17 protein-coding genes are annotated in these 18,472 nt (G+C 43.9%); 8 read left to right on the plus strand and 9 right to left on the minus strand.

The features are described 5' to 3' along the window. Positions 1–34: 34 nt before the first annotated feature. A complete protein-coding gene (locus ABIB39_RS02815; protein ID WP_354427106.1) occupies positions 35–547 on the plus strand; it encodes a GNAT family N-acetyltransferase in 513 nt (170 codons plus the stop codon). Positions 548–680: 133 nt separating this feature from the next. Here the strand turns inward: ABIB39_RS02815 and ABIB39_RS02820 are convergent, their stop codons facing one another. The 6 genes from ABIB39_RS02820 to ABIB39_RS02845 all read right to left on the minus strand — a co-directional run bounded on the left by ABIB39_RS02820 (position 681) and on the right by ABIB39_RS02845 (position 8,717). Further along, positions 681–1,247, minus strand: a complete 567-nt coding sequence (locus ABIB39_RS02820; protein WP_354427108.1) for a thiamine phosphate synthase — start codon at positions 1,245–1,247, stop codon at positions 681–683. Positions 1,248–1,703: 456 nt separating this feature from the next. Next, complete coding sequence (gene pafA / locus ABIB39_RS02825; RefSeq protein WP_354427110.1) at positions 1,704–3,362, minus strand: alkaline phosphatase PafA; 1,659 nt, start codon at positions 3,360–3,362, stop codon at positions 1,704–1,706. Between the two features lie 90 nt (positions 3,363–3,452). Then, entirely contained in the window at positions 3,453–4,538 is a 1,086-nt protein-coding gene (locus ABIB39_RS02830) for an acyl-CoA dehydrogenase family protein (RefSeq protein WP_354427112.1), read from the minus strand. Then, entirely contained in the window at positions 4,535–5,203 is a 669-nt protein-coding gene (gene pnuC, locus ABIB39_RS02835) for a nicotinamide riboside transporter PnuC (protein ID WP_354427114.1), read from the minus strand. Before pnuC ends, ABIB39_RS02830 begins: the two co-directional genes overlap by 4 nt. 2 nt (positions 5,204–5,205) lie before the next feature. Beyond that, complete coding sequence (locus ABIB39_RS02840; RefSeq protein ID WP_354427116.1) at positions 5,206–7,671, minus strand: TonB-dependent receptor; 2,466 nt, start codon at positions 7,669–7,671, stop codon at positions 5,206–5,208. Between the two features lie 329 nt (positions 7,672–8,000). Beyond that, positions 8,001–8,717, minus strand: coding sequence for an FkbM family methyltransferase (locus tag ABIB39_RS02845; protein ID WP_354427118.1), 717 nt, complete (start codon positions 8,715–8,717; stop codon positions 8,001–8,003). A gap of 117 nt (positions 8,718–8,834) precedes the next feature. Between ABIB39_RS02845 and aspS the strand changes: the two genes are divergently transcribed. The 5 genes from aspS (at position 8,835) to ABIB39_RS02870 (ending at position 13,503) form a co-directional block, all read left to right on the plus strand. After that, complete coding sequence (aspS, locus tag ABIB39_RS02850) at positions 8,835–10,586, plus strand: aspartate--tRNA ligase (RefSeq protein ID WP_354427120.1); 1,752 nt, start codon at positions 8,835–8,837, stop codon at positions 10,584–10,586. 23 nt (positions 10,587–10,609) lie between these two features. Then, complete coding sequence (locus ABIB39_RS02855; RefSeq protein ID WP_354427122.1) at positions 10,610–11,077, plus strand: FKBP-type peptidyl-prolyl cis-trans isomerase; 468 nt, start codon at positions 10,610–10,612, stop codon at positions 11,075–11,077. A gap of 193 nt (positions 11,078–11,270) precedes the next feature. Next, positions 11,271–12,578, plus strand: a complete 1,308-nt coding sequence (locus ABIB39_RS02860; protein ID WP_354427123.1) for an amidohydrolase — start codon at positions 11,271–11,273, stop codon at positions 12,576–12,578. Continuing rightward, positions 12,575–13,162, plus strand: coding sequence for a hypothetical protein (locus ABIB39_RS02865; RefSeq protein WP_354427125.1), 588 nt, complete (start codon positions 12,575–12,577; stop codon positions 13,160–13,162). The genes ABIB39_RS02860 and ABIB39_RS02865 overlap by 4 nt, the downstream gene beginning before the upstream one ends. A 26-nt stretch (positions 13,163–13,188) precedes the next feature. After that, positions 13,189–13,503 carry a low molecular weight protein tyrosine phosphatase family protein gene (locus tag ABIB39_RS02870; protein ID WP_354427127.1) on the plus strand — a complete coding sequence of 105 codons (315 nt, stop codon included), beginning with the start codon at positions 13,189–13,191 and terminating at the stop codon, positions 13,501–13,503. 204 nt (positions 13,504–13,707) lie between these two features. Here ABIB39_RS02870 and ABIB39_RS02875 read toward each other — a convergent pair whose 3' ends face one another. The 3 genes from ABIB39_RS02875 to mutY form a co-directional block, all read right to left on the minus strand. After that, on the minus strand, positions 13,708–15,243 hold the full coding sequence (locus ABIB39_RS02875) for a serine hydrolase (protein ID WP_354427129.1): 1,536 nt from the start codon (positions 15,241–15,243) through the stop codon (positions 13,708–13,710). A gap of 194 nt (positions 15,244–15,437) precedes the next feature. After that, positions 15,438–15,860, minus strand: a complete 423-nt coding sequence (locus ABIB39_RS02880) for a single-stranded DNA-binding protein (RefSeq protein ID WP_354427131.1) — start codon at positions 15,858–15,860, stop codon at positions 15,438–15,440. A gap of 23 nt (positions 15,861–15,883) precedes the next feature. Then, complete coding sequence (gene mutY, locus ABIB39_RS02885; RefSeq protein WP_354427133.1) at positions 15,884–16,927, minus strand: A/G-specific adenine glycosylase; 1,044 nt, start codon at positions 16,925–16,927, stop codon at positions 15,884–15,886. A 174-nt stretch (positions 16,928–17,101) separates the two neighbouring features. Between mutY and ABIB39_RS02890 the strand changes: the two genes are divergently transcribed. Together ABIB39_RS02890 and ABIB39_RS02895 are read left to right on the plus strand one after the other, a co-directional pair. Then, complete coding sequence (locus ABIB39_RS02890; protein ID WP_354427135.1) at positions 17,102–17,407, plus strand: HU family DNA-binding protein; 306 nt, start codon at positions 17,102–17,104, stop codon at positions 17,405–17,407. 5 nt (positions 17,408–17,412) lie between these two features. Further along, positions 17,413–18,264 carry a tetratricopeptide repeat protein gene (locus ABIB39_RS02895; RefSeq protein ID WP_354427136.1) on the plus strand — a complete coding sequence of 284 codons (852 nt, stop codon included), beginning with the start codon at positions 17,413–17,415 and terminating at the stop codon, positions 18,262–18,264. The last annotated feature ends 208 nt before the right edge of the window (positions 18,265–18,472 follow it).

The following is an 18,472-nucleotide window of genomic DNA, read 5'->3' on the forward strand; positions in this document are numbered from 1 at the left end:
ATATTACTATTTTTAACGTTTGGATTGTTACAAAATGGAAATAAAAGGAAGCCAATTTATACTGCGCCCATTCCGCATTGCCGATGCAGCGGCCCTGCAAAAACACGCCAATAACCCCAGGGTGCCCGCTTATTTACTGGACAGGTTCCCGTCGCCATATTCTTTGGACGATGCGGAGGCTTTTATAGATATTATGATCAATCAAATTACAGTTACCAACTTTGCCATTGAAATAAACGGAGAGGTAGCCGGAGGCATCGGTTTAGAATTTAGGGCTGATGTTTACCGCAAATCTCCATTAATAGGTTACTGGCTTAGCGAGGAGCATTGGGGCAGGGGCATCGCTACCGAAGCAGTTAAACTATTGACCAAATATGCCTTTGCCAATTTTGATATCAACTGCATACTGGCATTCATTTTCGGTAAAAACAAGGCATCGATGCGGGTGTTGGAAAAGGCCGGGTATGTGCAGCAGGGTGTGTTAAAACAAACCGTAATTAAAGCAGGCGAAGTGATGGATGAGCATGTTTATGTGGTGTATAAATAGCCGCCTGCCACGATGAGCCTGTCGAATCATTAGCATTGCACCTACGTCTTCGACAAGCTCAGACTGACAGGCTTTTAATCAATAAATCTTCCGATAGATCTCTTTAACCACCCCACCCGGATCTGGCGATAGGTTAACTGCCGAATACCGCGATGCCGTACACGCCGGTTTGCATCAATAGTTCCACATCTTGTAACTGCACACCGCCCACGGCAATCACCGGGATCTCGATAGGTTGTCGCTCAAGTTCGCGGTACCCGTCGTAGCCTAATAATGGCTTATCATTCGCTTTGGTAGTGGTGTGGGCAAAAGGGCCGTAGCCGCAATAATCTACCACGCCGCTGTTTTGAATGCGTAGTAACCCTTCCATATTGGTGGCCGATGCGCCTAAAGTTTTTTCATCTGTTACAGCTTCGCGGATGGCGGCGAGATCAGCATTTAAGTCTTCGATGTGTACGCCTTGCGCATCTACTTTATCCAGCAGGTGATAATGGTTTGCAAGGATCAGCGTAGCGCCCCAATCATCGCAGATGGACGCTATTTGGTGCAGTTCGGCCATCATTTCTTCGTCGCTTTTACTCATGCAGCGGTACTGAACCCAGTTGGCACCGGCCTCGCAGGCTATTTGGGCCTGCTCTATATGGCTGCGGTTTGGCAGGTCCTGCGTTAGGTAATGGAGTTTGGAGATGTATTTTTTCATGATTGTAGTCAGAAAGTCGGAAAAGAGCGAAAGGTTTAAACCGTCGGCTTTGCGCCAATGGCAGTAATTATTATAGAACAAGCAAATCCTGTTTTTCTGACTTTCGTCCACAATTACGGCTCTCACCTTTTAGACCGTCCTAAATGTTGTTGACAACACCAACAACGGTGAAAGAAGTGGGTGAAGGTTGCCTATCGCACAGTTACTCACCCGGTCATTGCTTCGCTCGCCACCACCTTCTATTCGCTTCGCGGAAAGAGGGTAGTTTTGTAATAGTGAGTTTGTCGAACCATTAAAAGCTGAAAAGGTTTTTTACAAGTTCAGAATGACATCACGTACACTTAACAAACGCTTCTACTCACCCTGACATCGCTTCGCTGGTCGACCCTCTCTTCGCTGCGCGGAAAGAGGGGGAATTTAAGCTTCTTCTAATCTCTGACATCCATCCACGAATCTCTATTTAAGCACCTCGCCAATAGCAGTACCAATATTGCCGTTCGGCGCCTGGATATGTAATAGCTGGGCAACGGTTGCAGCAATATCTGTCATGTGGGTTTCGCGGGTAAGGCTGCCATGTTTAATGCCCCACCCCATAAATACCAATGGGATGTGTGCATCATACGGGTTCCAGGTACCATGTGTTGTGCCTGTTTGGCCATGGCCGCTGTACCATCCCGGTTTCAGGATGATTTGGATAGCTCCGCTGCGCTCCGTATTGTAACCATTCTGGATGCGCAGGCGAAGTTCTTCGGGAATAGTCGCTATCTGGATGCGTTGCATATCAACCGCGTAAGCAATTTCGGGCTCCTGCTGTAAAAACTGGATACATTCAAATTTTAGCGCATCGCTGTTCAGGCTTTCCTTTTTGATGGCGGCATTGTTAAAGTTAACCTGGTAATTGCCGAGGCCTATAATCAGGTTTTTTACTTTGTATTTCTCTTCCAGCATTTTGTTTAATCGCGTAAGCACACCACCCTCGTTCCAAACGCCTGCAGGGATATTATGGTCAATTAAAAAGTTAGAGTTGTGAGCAGCACCGTGGTCTGCACTCAAGAATACGGTATAATTTCCTTTTCCCAATTTGCTATCTAAATAGGTGAAGAAAGCGGCTACGTCCTTATCTAAACGCAGGTAAGTATCTTCAACCTCAACCGAGTTTGGACCAAACTGGTGGCCAACATAATCTGTTGATGAAAGGCTCACGGCCAGGAAATCGGTAACCGAATCGGCGCCTAATTTTTCATTCTCTATAGCGGCCTTTGCCAGGTCAAGCGTCATGCTGTTACCGTATGGCGTAGAGCGGATCATACCTGCCTTGCCTTTATACAACTCCGATGTTTTTATCGGGAATGTTGGGGCATCGGTACCACTAAATTTACCTTCGTATCGCGGGCTATTATCCGGCGCGCTTTGTACGTAAGTATTTATGGGGTAAAGGGTATTCCAATCTTTCTTTAAATATTGCTCGGCCGGTTTTGTGGCGTTGTAGCTTTTAACCCATGCAGGCAGTTCTGTCATGTAATAAGTACTGCTGATCCATGCGCCGTTGGCATCATCAAACCAATATGCGGCGTTTGCAGCGTGGCCGCCGGGAAGAATGCCGCCGCGATCTTTTAATGCGATGCCGATAACCTTCGAGCGGAAATTAGTAGCCAACCGTAACTCATCTGTAACGGTAGTTGTAAGCAAGTTACGTGGCGACATTTTGCCTGCTATTGAGTTACTGCCAACCGCTGTAACCGTGCTATCATCGGTACAATACATCGATTTGCCGGTTGCCTGTACTATAAAATCGTTACCCGCAATACCGTTTATTGATGGTACCGACCCTGTATAAATACTGCTATGGCCGGCCGCGGTAACGGTAGGGATGTAAGGGATAAGCGTATTCTCGCAAGTGAACCCCTCGTTAAGCATTCGCTTAAAACCACCTGCCTGGTAGCGGTCGTAATAGCGGTATAGGTAATCCCAACGCATTTGGTCAACCACTAAACCAACCATTAATTTAGGGCGGGGCAAGTTAGTTGAAACAGCAGTTATGATTTTTTTATTTTGTGCCGATAAGCTAAATACAGCGGTAGCAAACGTTAATGTAAGCAGTACTTTTATCTTCATGGATTTGGATATTAAAAAGGCAAATATCACCATTGCTATTTATAAACAATGTGATATTTGCGTTACCATATAATTAAAAATATGGCAAACCTAATCTAAAAAAGTAAGCAAACTGTGCTGGCTTGCGGTATGTATATCGCGCCACACCCGGTTGATCTCGGTATCCGGTGAAGCTGCCTGCAAGCCACAATAAGGAAAAAGCTCGTCTACGCTTTCGCGTGCTATTTTTGCCAGTACCCGGCTGGTATTGCTCACGGTTTGCAATAACGTCTCATTCTTAGGATTGCTCCACGACGCATCCACCGCATCCAAAAACGCCGCCCTTGCCTGGTTCAACAATTCTGTTGCCGACTGCAACGCCTCCTCCATCAGCAACACATTCGCGGCATTTACCCTGCGGATGTTAGTCGCCTTATATTCAAACGCAGGTTTACAAAGGTCTATAAAATGCACTGCCATGCCGGATAGGTTTGCCGCCAGCGTAGCCTCAGCCAATTGCAAAAAGGGGTATGTGTACAGCAGCGAATTTATCACCGCAGAATCGGCGTCAATTTTAAAACACCGATTTTTATCAACATGTAAATCCTCTACGGAATACGCATCGCTACCGGTGGCTATCATCCCTATATATTTCCAGCCGGACAGTAGCTGTACGTCTTTTCTATCCAACACAAAAGGCAAGATCAGTTGGCTGCCATCGGTATCTAACACGGGGTTATCGCCCTGCATTATGTTGCAGTTGACCGTAATGTGCGTAGCATGGTGTACACCGCTTGCGTACTTCCAACTACCGTTAATCAGGTAACCGTTATCTGTAATTGTTGCTGTGCCTGTAGCCGCGCCACTACCAGCAAGGCAGGCTTTTTTATCGGCATAAATCTGTTGCGCGATGCCCTGATCTATAAAACCACCAAACCAACCCGCGCCGCAACACAAGGTTACCACCCAGCCCAGGCTGCCATCGGCCCATGCCAGGGCTTCTTCTGTTTTAATAAGGAGGGGTAAAGGAGTTTCCAGTCCGCCATATGCGGCGGGTGATAATAAATTAAACCACTGTTGTTGGTAAACCAATTCCAATTGTGCCGGGTGCAACTTGCCTAATTTTTCGGCTTCGGTAGCGTATTGACGGATAATTTCAACCCATTCGGGTTTTAGTAATGCTGATGGATGCTTCATATTGAGCCCCCCAGCCCCCTGAAGGGGGAGTTTAAATCCCGTTCCCGCTTTAGGGGGTTAGGGGGCTGTTCTTTATCTATTATTTTCCTCCATTCAAAATAACCGAATATTGCTACAATGAACAGTATCAGCGTAAGCACAGCAAACATGGCCAGGTTTTTATGATATAGCAGTGGGATGGCAAACAGGTTACTCACATTCAGCAGCACCCAATTCTCAATCTTTCGCCTTGCCAACAGCCACATGCCAGCCCAAGCCGTTGATGATACCCATGCATCCCAAATGGGAACGGTAGATGGTGTAAATTTGATGAGGATAAAATATAACACTCCCCACCCTACAAATACAATAAGGAGGGTTATGAGCCATTCCTGCCTGGTGGAATAACTAACTTTTACAGGTGGTGCATTTTTCTTTTTTATCCAGTAATACCAGCCATAAAAGCTCATCACTACATAATAGCCGTTAAGCAGGCACTCGGCATACAGCCCAAAGTTGAGCAACAAGTATATAGAAATTAAAGTAGCGACTATACCCGTTGGGTATAGCCACACTTTATTTGCTTTTGCCAGCAGCACTTCGGCCACGCCTAAAATTACGGCGAGCCATTCCAGCCAGGTGGTAGCCTTAACTTGGTTTATAAACAAGTCTATCCAGCTTTGCATACTTAAAAGTTTAAGCTAACCGATGCTAAAAAGTTGCGCGTTGCCTGCGGGAAATAGTAGTTGTAGTTAACCAGCACGCCACTGTCAACTTCCGGGTAAGTGGCGCCATTGGCCTCGTACTTTTTGCTAAATACATTGTTTATCAGCAAGCCCAACCCAATATTTTTAATAGCTTTTGTATGGATGTTATAATTCAGTCTTACATCATTTACAAAGTAAGCTTTTAACAACCTGTTAACCGCATATGGGTTATTGGCAACATCCGGCGCGGTGCTTATACCTGTAGGGTTAACATTGCCGGTATTATCTAAAAACTGCCTGCTTACATATTTACTTACAAAGGCAATACTGCCATTTGGCACCGGCGAGTAGGCGATCTCGCTACCCACGATAAGTGACGGCGAGTACGCTATATCTGTTTTTTTGAATGTTTGCGTTACCGGGGTTAGCGGGTTGTAGTCGTCATCATAGCTTGCCAGGGTGCGGGTTAAATTCTTGATTTTATTGGTGCTGATTGTTGCGTTTGCTGCCCAGCTTAGCTGTTTAGTAAACCTAACACGGCCATCAACTTCTATACCTGCGCGGTAGCTATCATCCACATTGATACGTGTTGCCGATCCTACATCGTTTAGCGCCCCGGTTAATATCAGCTGGTTTTTATAAAGCATGTAAAACAGGTTTACGCCACCTTTAAATACATCGCCGCTGGTGCGGTAACCGGCTTCAAAGTCTTTCAGGGTCTCTGGCTTTGGCCTGCTTGCCGGGGTAGAGTTGGTGTAATCGTCGCGGTTAGGCTCGTGGTTACCAACGGCAAATGATGCGTACACATTGTTATAATCATCAATTTCGTAGGTTATGCCTGCTTTGGGATTAAAAAAGTTCAGCTTAGCATCTTGTTGCACATTGTTCAGGTTCCTGTCGAAACCTAAAAATGAGTAATCTATCCGGCGGTATTGCAGATCGGCAAAAAGGGTTACATCATCCAATTTGTACTCGCCACGGCCGAAGATGTTGAAGTCCGTTTTTTTGGCGTTATCGCGATAGTATTCGTAATTAGGCGTTATACCCGCGCTTTGCGCGGTATAAATAATATTGCCGTAATGCGCGCCGGTGTACTTGTTATAAGCACCGCCGAGGGTAAAGTTAAGGTTACTTTTTGCCTGGTATTTTAGCGCGTATGTTATTCCGTAGAAATCATTGTTTAACCAAAGGCGGCGGGCAAGATCTGTATTTGTGATAGGTGTACCGCCAACAACCACGGGGGTTAAGCCATACTTGGTTACAGCCTGATCGGCCTTAAACTCTTCGTAATAACCAAAGCCTTTGGTATAATGCAGGGCACCGCTAAAGGCAAGTTTATCTGATAACTTTCTATCGTACAATAACTGGTAGTGGTTCTGCTGGTAATTATCTACCTGATCTTTATAAAAAGTGCCGTCCGGCATCAGGCCAAGTTCGTTATAGGTGCGGCTATCCTTTCGGGTGTTATCGCCAATAATGTAATCGGCCACACCATTCCAGGCTTGGTAGGTGCGCTCTACGCCCGAGAACACGTTAAGCCTTAAAGTACTCTTGTTATCGTAATAAGCACCGCTCACAAAAAAAGAACGCAAGTTTGATGATGCGCGGTCGATATACCCGTCAGAACGGATCCTGGACAACCGGCCATCAAAGCTAAAATGCCCATTTAACAGGCCTGTACCCAGGCTTACGGTATTTTTTACCGTGCCGTACGAGCCTACAGTATTGTTGATATCGGCAAAGCCGGTATCGCGGCGGGTTGCGGTTTGTATGTTGATGCTACCACCAAAAGCACCTGCGCCATTAGTAGAGGTACCCACACCACGCTGCACCTGTATGTTATTTACCGAAGAGGTAAGATCGGGTAGGTCCACAAAATACGAACCCTGGCTTTCGGCATCATTTAGCGGGATGCCGTTAACCGTGACGTTTATACGTGTGCCGTCACTTCCGCGGATGCGGATGCCGGTATAGCCAATGCCCGTTCCCGCATCTGACGATACCACTACCGATGGCGTTTGGGCCAGCATGTAAGGCAGATCCTGCCCGTAGTTGTTTTTTTCGATGTCTTTTTTGCTGAGGTTGGTAAATGCCGTTGGCGAGTTTTTGCCTGCGCGGGTCGCGGTCACCGTAACTTCTTCGGCGCTAAAAATGGAGTTGGTAAGCGAAAGGTTTACAACCCGGTTAGCCGTTAAATTTACAGTTTGGGTAGTAATTTGATAGCCAATGTAACTGGCCTTAATGGTGTAGGCGCCTGCGGGCAGGTCGCCAATTTGGTAGTTGCCTTTAACATCCGTTTGGGTGTTAGTGGCCGGGTTTGTGATGGAAACCGTTGCGCCGGGCAAAGCTTCGCCGGCTTGGTTGATGATCTTTCCGCTGATGGAAAATTGGGCCGATGCCAGGACAGGCAGCAGCAGGGCGATAAGCGCCGCAAATAAATTTTTCAAATTGTTAAACAATAAATGAGTTAAACCATCTGCTCACCAGGGTATAATGGCAGTACACTTAACTTGTTACCTCTCCCTACGCCGGCATTACCCGGATCAGGTGCATGTTTTTGGAGTTGAGAGCTGAAAGTTCAAAGTATAAAGCTGACATGCAACTTTAACTTTTGACTTTTAACTTTTGACTTTGCAAAACAATGGGTTTGATCTCAGCCTGTCTTTCAGTTTGATTGCTCAAAGCAAGGCACCCCTTGAGAATTATGTGGCAAATATAGTTTTTGATTTGAGAAATTAATAATAAAAGTAAATATGACCGTATATAGGGCGGTGTGTTATTTTTTTACATATAAAGCATTAGCGTAGCTAAGCCGCGTTCTGTCGATATAATGGTGTTGTAATTCGTAGATGTTTACAAGCCTAAAGCCATGTTGTTCCATAAAAACATCCATATCTGTAAAATGGGTTTTAGTGGGGCATCGCTCAAAGCCAATTTCGGCATAAACATATTTCACTTGTTGCAAAAAATTGCCGACCCCTCTCAGGGCTTCAAGTTCGTAACCTTCCACATCAATTTTTAAAATATCAATGTGACTAATATTATTCTTGTTTGCGAACTCGTCAAGCCTGATTACCGTTATTTTTTCATTTCCTATTGGCGGTATGCTGTATTCAGCGTTCTTAAGTGTATTAATGGTACTTTCGCTATATATCGGTATCTCTAAAACACCGGCCTCATTCCCGGCAGCTAATTGATAGCCCTTTATTTTATAAATACTAACCGTGTTTGCCTTAAACCGATCAAAGGATGCACTTACTGGCTCAAATGCAATAATATCAGCATTGGGGAAACTATTATTAAGTTCTAAAGATACGCTGCCTGCATGCGCCCCAATGTCAAATATAGTGGTTGCCCCCGGCAAAAGCCTTTTTAGGTCGAACACCCAGTTTTTGCCATATGGGTAGTTATTATCTACAAAATTTAGCCCCGAGTTAATGATCAGGTTATTACTTTTTTCAAGTATCTGCCCCGCTAACAGTTTCCATCTCATTTGCTAAAAATATCATTTACCGCCGGCTTCTCAATTTTTTTTGATACTAACTTTAGTTTTTACTGAGCACCTTTCGCCTCAAAATATTACTTTTGCAGACTTTTAAAAAAAGGAATTATGCTTAGAACACACACCTGCGGGCAATTAAATATCAGCAATTTAGGTGAACCGGTAACCCTTTGCGGATGGGTCCAAAAATCGCGCGACCTGGGCGGCACAACATTTATTGATGTGCGCGACCGGTATGGTTTAACCCAACTGGTTTTAAATACCGATACCGATGCCGGCCTTCGCGAAGCAGGGAAGCAGCTTGGCCGCGAGTTTGTAATTAAGGTTACAGGCACCGTGGTAGAGCGTTCTAACAAAAACACCAAGATCCCAACCGGCGAGGTAGAAATTACCGTTACCGAACTTGAAATACTTAACTCATCAAAGATCCCTCCGTTTTTAATTGAGGATGAAACTGACGGTGGCGAAGAGCTTCGTGCCAAATATCGCTATTTAGACCTGCGCCGTAACCCTATCCGCAACAACCTTGTTTTGCGCCACAAAATGGCTCAGGAGATTCGCAAGTATCTGGATGGTTTAGATTTTATCGAAGTAGAAACCCCGGTGCTAATTAAATCTACACCCGAGGGTGCGCGCGATTTTGTGGTACCAAGCCGCATGAACCCGGGCGAGTTTTACGCCCTGCCGCAATCGCCGCAAACATTTAAGCAATTGCTGATGGTAAGCGGCTTTGACCGTTATTTCCAGATCGTGAAATGTTTTAGGGACGAAGACCTGCGTGCCGACCGCCAGCCGGAGTTTACGCAGATAGACTGCGAGATGTCGTTCATTACCCAGGAAGATATCCTGAATATATTTGAAGGCCTTACCCGCCACCTGTTCCGCAACGTAAAAGGGATGGAACTTGGCGATTTTCCGCGTATGCAATACGCCGATGCTATGCGTTTATACGGCTCTGATAAGCCGGATACCCGTTTCGGGATGGAGTTTGTTGAACTGAACGATGTGGTTAAAGGCAAAGGCTTTAGCATTTTTGATAATGCCGAACTTGTTGTGGGTATCAACGCAAAAGGCTGCGCCGGTTACACCCGCAAACAAATTGATGAATTAACCGAGTGGATGAAACGCCCGCAAATTGGCGCGACAGGCTTAATTTATGCCCGCCATAATGACGACGGCACGTTAAAATCATCTGTAGATAAATTTTACAACGAAGAAGAACTGGCTAAATGGAGTGCCGCTTTCGACACTGAAAAGGGCGACTTAATTTTGATCGTTGCCGGCGAAACCGACAAAGTACGCAAGCAACTGAACGAACTGCGCCTTGAAGTTGGCGGCCGCTTAGGCTTACGCGATAAAAATAAATTCGCGCCGCTTTGGGTGCTGGATTTTCCTCTTTTAGAATGGGACGAAGAAACATCGCGTTTCCATGCCATGCACCACCCGTTTACCTCGCCAAAACCGGAGGATATCACCCTGTTGGATACCGACCCTAAAAACGTACGTGCAAATGCATATGACCTGGTTATAAACGGTACCGAAATTGGCGGCGGCTCTATCCGGATCCACAACCGCGATTTGCAGGCACTGATGTTTAAACACCTTGGGTTTTCAAAAGAAGAAGCACAAAAGCAATTTGGCTTTTTGATGGATGCCTTTGAATACGGCGCACCGCCGCATGGTGGTATCGCGTTTGGGTTTGACAGGTTAACCTCAATTTTCGCAGGCCTGGATTCCATCCGCGATGTTATCGCGTTCCCTAAAAACAACTCGGGCCGCGATGTGATGATCGATTCGCCATCAACCATTGCTGATGCGCAACTAAACGAATTAAAAATTAAAACAACTGTATCACAATAAGCAATCCATCCGTTATAAGAAATATGAAAAAATTTGTATTTGTTTTATTATTAGCAGTTGCAGGCCTCGCTTCATGCAAAAAAGAGAAAACAGTAAGTGTTGACGAGCAAGCCATCATAGATGATTCTACCATACAAGCTTATCTTACAGCTAATCCATCTATAACTGCAACTAAAGACCCATCCGGTGTTTACTACCAAAATATAACCGCAGGTACCGGAGATAACCCTACCGCTGCCTCTACAGTAACAGTAAATTATGTTGGTAAGCTTTTAAGCGGCCAGCAGTTTGATGCCGGGAACTACACCACAAGCCTGGGTAGTGACGGCCAGGTTATAGAAGGTTGGAAAATAGGCTTATTGCATGGTAAAAAAGACGGCAGGATATTACTTATCATCCCATCAAGATATGCTTATGGCGTAAAGGGCCAAGGGTCAATACCGGGTAATGCCCCATTAATTTTTACAATTGATGTATTAAGCTTTAAATAGTAAATATTCTACGATATCAAATGCCCCTTGTAAGATCTTACAAGGGGCATTTTGCGTTCAATTGACTAATTATGTGCTTGGCGTGGGGTGTAAAGTATTTTATATGTAGAACATTTTTTCACGATTAGTACATATTAATCTATAATGTGCTCATTGTTTTTATATTTATAGAAAATCCCAACCATTTATTATCATGAAAAATCTAATCGTTCCGGCATTGTTGCTTTTCGCATTATCGGTATCGGCACAAAATAACGCATCTAAAAAAATTATCAGCACCAAGGCCGATGCGCTTACAAGCAAAATAACTGCATGGCGACGCGATTTTCATGAACACCCCGAACTGGGTAATCGCGAGGTACGCACGTCGGGCATTATAGCCAAACATTTACAGTCGTTAGGTATCGAGGTTAAAACCGGTGTAGCCACCACGGGAGTTGTTGGGACCTTAAAAGGCGGTTTGCCCGGCCCTGTTGTTGCGCTACGTGCAGATATGGACGGCCTGCCGGTGACCGAGCGTGTGGACCTGCCATTTGCATCGAAAGTAAAAACACAATACAACGGGCAGGAAGTTGGTGTGATGCACGCCTGCGGGCACGATTCGCATATGGCGATATTGATGGCGGTGGCGGAGGTATTGTCGTCCATGAAAAAAGACCTGCACGGCACGGTAAAATTCATTTTCCAGCCCGCCGAAGAGGGCGCACCTGTTGGCGAAAAAGGCGGTGCCGAAGAAATGGTGAAGCAGGGCGTAATGGAAAATCCGAAGGTTGATGTGATTTTTGGTCTGCACATTAATTCGCAAACCGAGGTTGGCAAAATAGTTTACCGCCCTGGTGGAACCATGGCAGGGGTAAAAGATCTGCAGATCATCGTTAAAGGCCGCTCGGCACACGGTGCTTACCCGTGGAGCAGTGTAGACCCGATAGTGGTATCGGCACAAATTATCAGCAGCCTGCAAAGCATTGTAAGCCGCAACATCAACGTTACCGAAAACCCCGCCGTAGTTACCATCGGCTTAATAAATGGCGGCTCGCGCTTTAATATCATCCCCGAGAGTGTTAAAATGCAGGGCACCGTACGCTACTTTACCGATGGCGACGAAAAGTTAATAACCGAGAACGTGAAACGCATTGCCACCAAAACGGCAGAAGCCTATGGTGCCACTGCCGAAGTACAGATCCCCTTCAGTAATAAATACCCGGTTACGTTTAATGATGTTGCCCTTACCGCTAAAATGCTGCCCACGCTGGAAGCTACCGTGGGCAAAGAAAATGTATTGCTGCGCCCACCTGTTACCGGCGCCGAAGATTTTAGTTTTTACCAGCAAAAGGTACCCGGCATATTCTTCTTTTTAGGCGGGATGCCAAAAGGGGGCAACAGCCTCACAGCACCATCGCACCACACGCCCGATTTTTACCTGGACGAAAGCGGTTTTACCCTCGGCGTAAAAGCCCTGTGTAATTTAACGTTGGATTATATGGCCGGGAAAGGGAAATGAAAAACTTAATTTATGTTACCCTTCTGGTCGTCGGATTTCCTTATTGTATTTGTGTACAGAAAACACCTGTTAATTATGGCATTGCGGACAGCGCGAACTACAGTTTAGCCTATAAAAATCTTCATAGTACATTCGACCAAACAATTGCATACACAACAGAAGGTTATTGGCTATCATACCGTATTATTTACAGTTTTGTTAGCGTAAAAAATAAAACCTATTTTAAAGGGTCCATCACCCTCAAAAGAAATAAAAATCACTGGACAACCCCTTTAATTAAATATAATGAGGTAAACACGAAAAAAGCTGTTGCCATATTTAAACAGTTGGTCGAAATGGGGTTATGGACATTGAATGTCGACTCTTTAAATAATCAAAATCAGAGAAATCCTGATGGGTCTATTAGTAAATTAACTTTAAATGATGGAACAAATTATAGATTTGAATTAATTGAACCTCATCAATTTAGTTCTGTAGAAGCCTATGAGCCAGAATATTTCCTTAAGGAATTACCCCAGTTTAAACAAAGAGAGCTATTTATTAGAGTTTTAGATGCTTTTAAAAAAGCATTTAAAACTTTGTAGCATTACAATTAATAACCGTCAACCCCTTGCCTAACCTCCTTTTCATCTGTAGTAAAAACCAATGGCGCAGCCCAACTGCCGAGCTTTTATTTAAAGGCCATCAATTGCATCATGCACGCAGCGCTGGCACAAGCGATAAAGCACGCATTAAACTCAACCAAAAACTAATGGATTGGGCCGATGTTGTTTTTGTGATGGAGTATAAGCATCGGGACATCATCAAACAACAGTATGATATCAGGCATAAGCAATTGCTGGTTTTAAATATTGAAGATGATTATCTATTTAATGATCCTGGGTTAATAGAGATACTAAGGACTTCATTGGCAGATTGGTTGTAATTAGTTGCTATAGGGGATATCACTTGAGGTTGTTTAAAGTGCGGGTAAAGATTTTGATAATTATTTTTACTCCCAAAAAATCAATAATAAATGGTGGCAATGTTTTGTCAGCAGCTGAATTTTTTAATTTGCTGATTAACTGCTATCTACAAATACATGATAGTGTTCATGCCGTGAACATGAACACTATCATCACTATGGATGCTACTTATCTACCTTCTTAAAGTCGTAGGCATTGTATTCTACAAAATCGGCTACTTTAACCCGCACGCCGGTTACTTTACCATCAACTACAGTAAACGGGAATATTGCTTTGCCCAAAACCGGGTCGGAGAAGGTTACGTAGAAACGGTTACCACCCAGTGGTTGCAGCTTAGCAAACATTTTAGGGTGATGCTCAAAACGGATCTCCAGGTCATTACCTACATCGCCGGGGGTAATTTCAAGGCTGCCGTATAGCTCGTTAACGTATTTGCCGGTGTATTTACCGGTAGATAATAGTGGCTTAAGGTTCAGCAATGTGCTATCGCGCATTTTTTTATCAATAGCCTGGAAGGTGGTTGTATTTGCTTTGTTATATCCCAGGTAGGTATCGTTGTAATGGTTGTTTTTGTTTTTAAAGAAGGCGTCCAGTATATCCCAGCGCATGGCTTCATAAAGCGAGTTTTGGTCGGTGTTGGTCAGGATAACTATGCCCAGGTTCTCTTTAGGCACCAAGGTAACCGATGATACATAGCCGTTAACGCCTCCGTCGTGCATCACCAGCCTGCGGCCGCTGTAATCCTGTAAAAACCAGCCAAGGCCATAAAGCTCAAAGCCTGTTTCGCCGTTTAAATGATTTACGCTGCTTACAAAATCTTGCGGTTGGCGGGTGGCAGCGATCACAGCAACGGGTATTACCTGTTTATTACCAACCTTGCCATTATCAAGCAAAGCCATTACCCACTTACCCATATCTGCCGCCGATGAGCTGATACTGCCCGCGGGGGCCAGGCCATCAATATTGCAATAAGGTATGGCCGATAGCCTGCCGTCAATTAAAGTATGCGGTACGGTGCGGTTAAGGGCCTTAGGCATTTCGGCAGTGAGGGCAAGGGTGTTTGTCATACCAAGCGGCGAAAAAATGCTTTCTTTTAAATAAGTTTCCCATTGCTTGCCTGTAACCCGGGGTATGATCTCACCCGCCGTTAAAAACGCCGAATTTGTGTAGCCCCAGTTGGTACGGAACGGGTAGGTAGCCTTCATTTTACCCAATTTCTCAATTACTTCGTGGCGGCTTAAGTTGGTGTTATAAAAAGTAAAATCACCCTGGAAGGTGCGGAAACCTAAGCGGTGGCTCAAAAGGTCTTTTACAATAGCCATTTCGCCGGCGGGCTTATTATCCAGTTTAAATTCGGGGATGTATTTGGTTACTTTATCATCGAGCGATAATTTCTTTTCGGCCTGTAGCATGGCTAATGCCGTAGCAGTAAAAGCTTTGGTATTGCTGCCTATCATAAATAAAGTGTTCTGATCTACCTTACCGGGCAAGCCAAGCTCTTTTATACCGTAGCCCTTCATAAGCACTATTTTACCATCCTTAACAATACAAACCGCTACCCCCGGTATGCGCCAGTTGGTTAGGGCTTTATTGATATAAACGTCAAGGCTATCTTTAATAAATTTACTCCTGTCGACGTTTTGGGCATTAACAGTTGTAAAGGAGATAAGGGCGGTAAAAAGTATAACTAATTTTTTCATGCAGGTAATTTTCACAAGCTTTAAGGTGCTAATTTAACGCAAAATTTAAAGCGGCATTATTTATTTAAAAAAATAGAGCCTGGCAGTCTGCTATTAAACATCGTCGAGCTATATTTCATATTCGTCACCGACTGTTCAAAACAAAAGCCCCGCGGTTATACCGGCGGGGCTTTACTATGTAAGTTTGTAATTGGTTAAAATGGAAGGTCATCCGCATCGTTATTGCGGTAACCGTCGGTGTCTGACGTTTTAAGGGCCGGTTTTGCGGGGCTTTCGTTTTCAAAATCAGTTTTGCGGCCCAGCATGGTAAAGTTTTCGGCGACAACTTCTGTCGTGTATTTTTTTATGCCTTCTTTGTCTTCAAAAGAACGGGTGCGTAATTTACCTTCTATATAAACGAGTTTACCTTTTTGTAAAAACTTAGCTGCTACATCAGCAAGGCCACGCCACATAACTATGTTATGCCACTCGGTTTGTTCAACTTTTCGGCCATCTTTATTAAACGTCTCAGATGTTGCCAGAGGGAAACTTGCCACTGCTACCCCACCTTCTAAATGGCGTACTTCCGGGTCCTTTCCTAAATGCCCAACCAGTATTACTTTATTAATTCCAGACATGCCATAAATTAACGGAGAATTATTTAGAAATTAAAAAAATATTTTATAAATATAAAAATAGCTTTCGGAAGTGCTAAGTTTTCCAGTTTATCCACGTCGGTATAAAACCAATTTTCCTGTAACTTTTCAGGGAAATCCTTAAGTACAAAAAACCTTATAAATAAATGTTGATGCGTTAATACATGTTTTATTATAGTCGTATTATCCTTTAAGGCAATGTTTCTGCCAAAATCAGCCATCTGCGGCAGCTTTAAAACCTCAACAGTTTCCATTAATTCGGGCGTTTCGATCAAAGGCAAATCGTACATGTTTGCCCAAATATCGCCTTCGCCCCGTTTATTCATCAATATCTTTTTACCGTCGGATATTAACATATAGTTAAAAAATCTTTTGCGGATTTTTACCGTCTTAAGTTTTACTGGTAAATACGTTGTAGCGTTCGTTTTAAATGCAACACAGTCCATATGTACAGGGCAAATACCACAAGCAGGGTTTTTGGGCTTGCAAAGCATCGCACCAAACTCCATAATAGCCTGGTTGTACGTTGCAGATTGCTCTTTATTTAGCAGTTCATTTGCCAATTGCTGGAACATTTTTTTGCCTTTAGGCGAATTTATTGGTTCATCAACGCCAAAATATCGCGCCAGCACCCGGTAAACGTTGCCATCAACAACAGCCCTGGCCTCGTTTGCCGAAAAGGACGAAATTGCCGCCGCGGTATATTCACCTATACCCTTAAGTTTTATAAGCTCGTCATATTTAACCGGGAATTGGCCGTTATATTTTTCCTGAACCAACTGTGCCGTTTTTAACATATTACGGCCACGCGAGTAGTAACCCAATCCTTGCCATAAATGCAGCACTTCATCCTCGTGCGCTGCTGCAAAGGTAGTTACGGTTGGGTATTTTTCTGCAAAACGATGAAAATAGGGCATGCCCTGCTCTACCCGTGTTTGCTGCAATATAATTTCAGATAACCATATGATATAAGCATCGGTAGTATGCCTCCAGGGCAAATCGCGCTTATTATTATGGTACCAGCTTATCAGTTCGGCAGAAAAATCCATCTTATACAAATTAACATCTTATCATCTGAGTATCATAATTAATGACGAAAAATGCCCATTTGCCCCCCTCTGAAAAAAAATCTTCTATTTATTTTATTCTTTAATTTTAAAGCGATACTTTTGCAACCCCAAAACAGTTAAGTATTTATACATTTAAATAAAAGAAAACAAGATATGACCAAGGCAGAAATTATAGCTGAAATCTCATCTAAAACAGGAATAGAGAAAGTGGACGTGCAGGAAACTGTTGAGGCGTTTTTCAAAGTAGTTAAAACCTCAATGGTTGGCGGCGAAAACGTTTACGTAAGAGGTTTCGGTAGCTTTGTAGTAAAAAAACGTGCTAAGAAGACAGCACGTAATATTTCAAAAAATACTGCCATTATAATACCCGAGCATTTTGTACCAAGTTTTAAACCGGCTAAAACTTTTGTTGAGAAAGTTCGCTCTGGTAACAAAACAACAGCTAAAGCAACCAAATAATCAGTATGAAAGTTAAACAAATAGTTATCGGCGTAGCAGTAGTTGCTATCATGGGCTATTTGTATTCGTTACCGGTTAAAGGTTTGTCGCAAGCCAAAGAAGCAACACGTGGCCAGATGGCTGCAAGTGCTGCACCAATGGTTAAGGCAAACGCTAATATAAATGTGGCTACGGTATCAGCATCGGCCAAGGTTAATATTGATGCTTCTGTTGCACAACAAATAAGCACACTTGAAAATAAGCTTAAAACAGCAGGTGATGCTGACAAAGCTACCCTGCAAAGGCAATTAGCCAAGCTTTGGGATAGCGTTGCACAGCCCGCCCCGGCAGCTTTCTACTATCTGGATATTGCTCAAAAAAGCAATGCACTGGCAGATTGGTTAGATGCAGGTAAAGATTTTAACGGGGCTTACAAATTGTCGCAGGATACATCGGCACAGGGTACATATGTAGTAAATGCAGTTGATGCATTTAAAAACGCTACCAAACTACAACCCGCCAGCCTTGAGGCTAAAACGGGTTTAGGTGTTGCTTATGTAAATGGTGGCGCTTCGCCAATGCAGGGTATCGCACTTTTGCTTGACGTAGTAAAACAGGATCCCGAAAACCACGACGCACTGCTAAACTTAGGCATGTTTGCCATGAAGAGCGGCCAGTACGAAAAAGCGGTTGAAAGGTTTAAAACGCTTATTGCGCAAAAAGAAGAACTTGAGCCATACTTTTATTTAGCCGAAAGCTATAAACAGCTGGGTAAAAAGAAAGAAGCGATTGCAGCTTATGAAAAATGCAAAGATCTGATGGGCGACCCTGCTGCAGGCCAGCGCATTGATGAGTATATAAAGGAATTAAAGAAATAAATAATCACATTTAAACATTATTACTATGCCAAGCGGTAAAAAACGTAAGAGACATAAAATGGCTACCCACAAACGCAAAAAGCGTTTAAGAAAAAACAGACATAAGAAAAAATAGGCTACTTAAGTAGTTTATTACCCCGGCCTGTGCCGGGGTTTTTATGTGAGTTTTTTTACCCACTTATTAACTCGCGGTGCAATTTTGCACCGT

The sequence above is a fragment of the Mucilaginibacter sp. UYP27 genome, from assembly GCF_040547175.1.
Lineage (GTDB): Bacteria > Bacteroidota > Bacteroidia > Sphingobacteriales > Sphingobacteriaceae > Mucilaginibacter.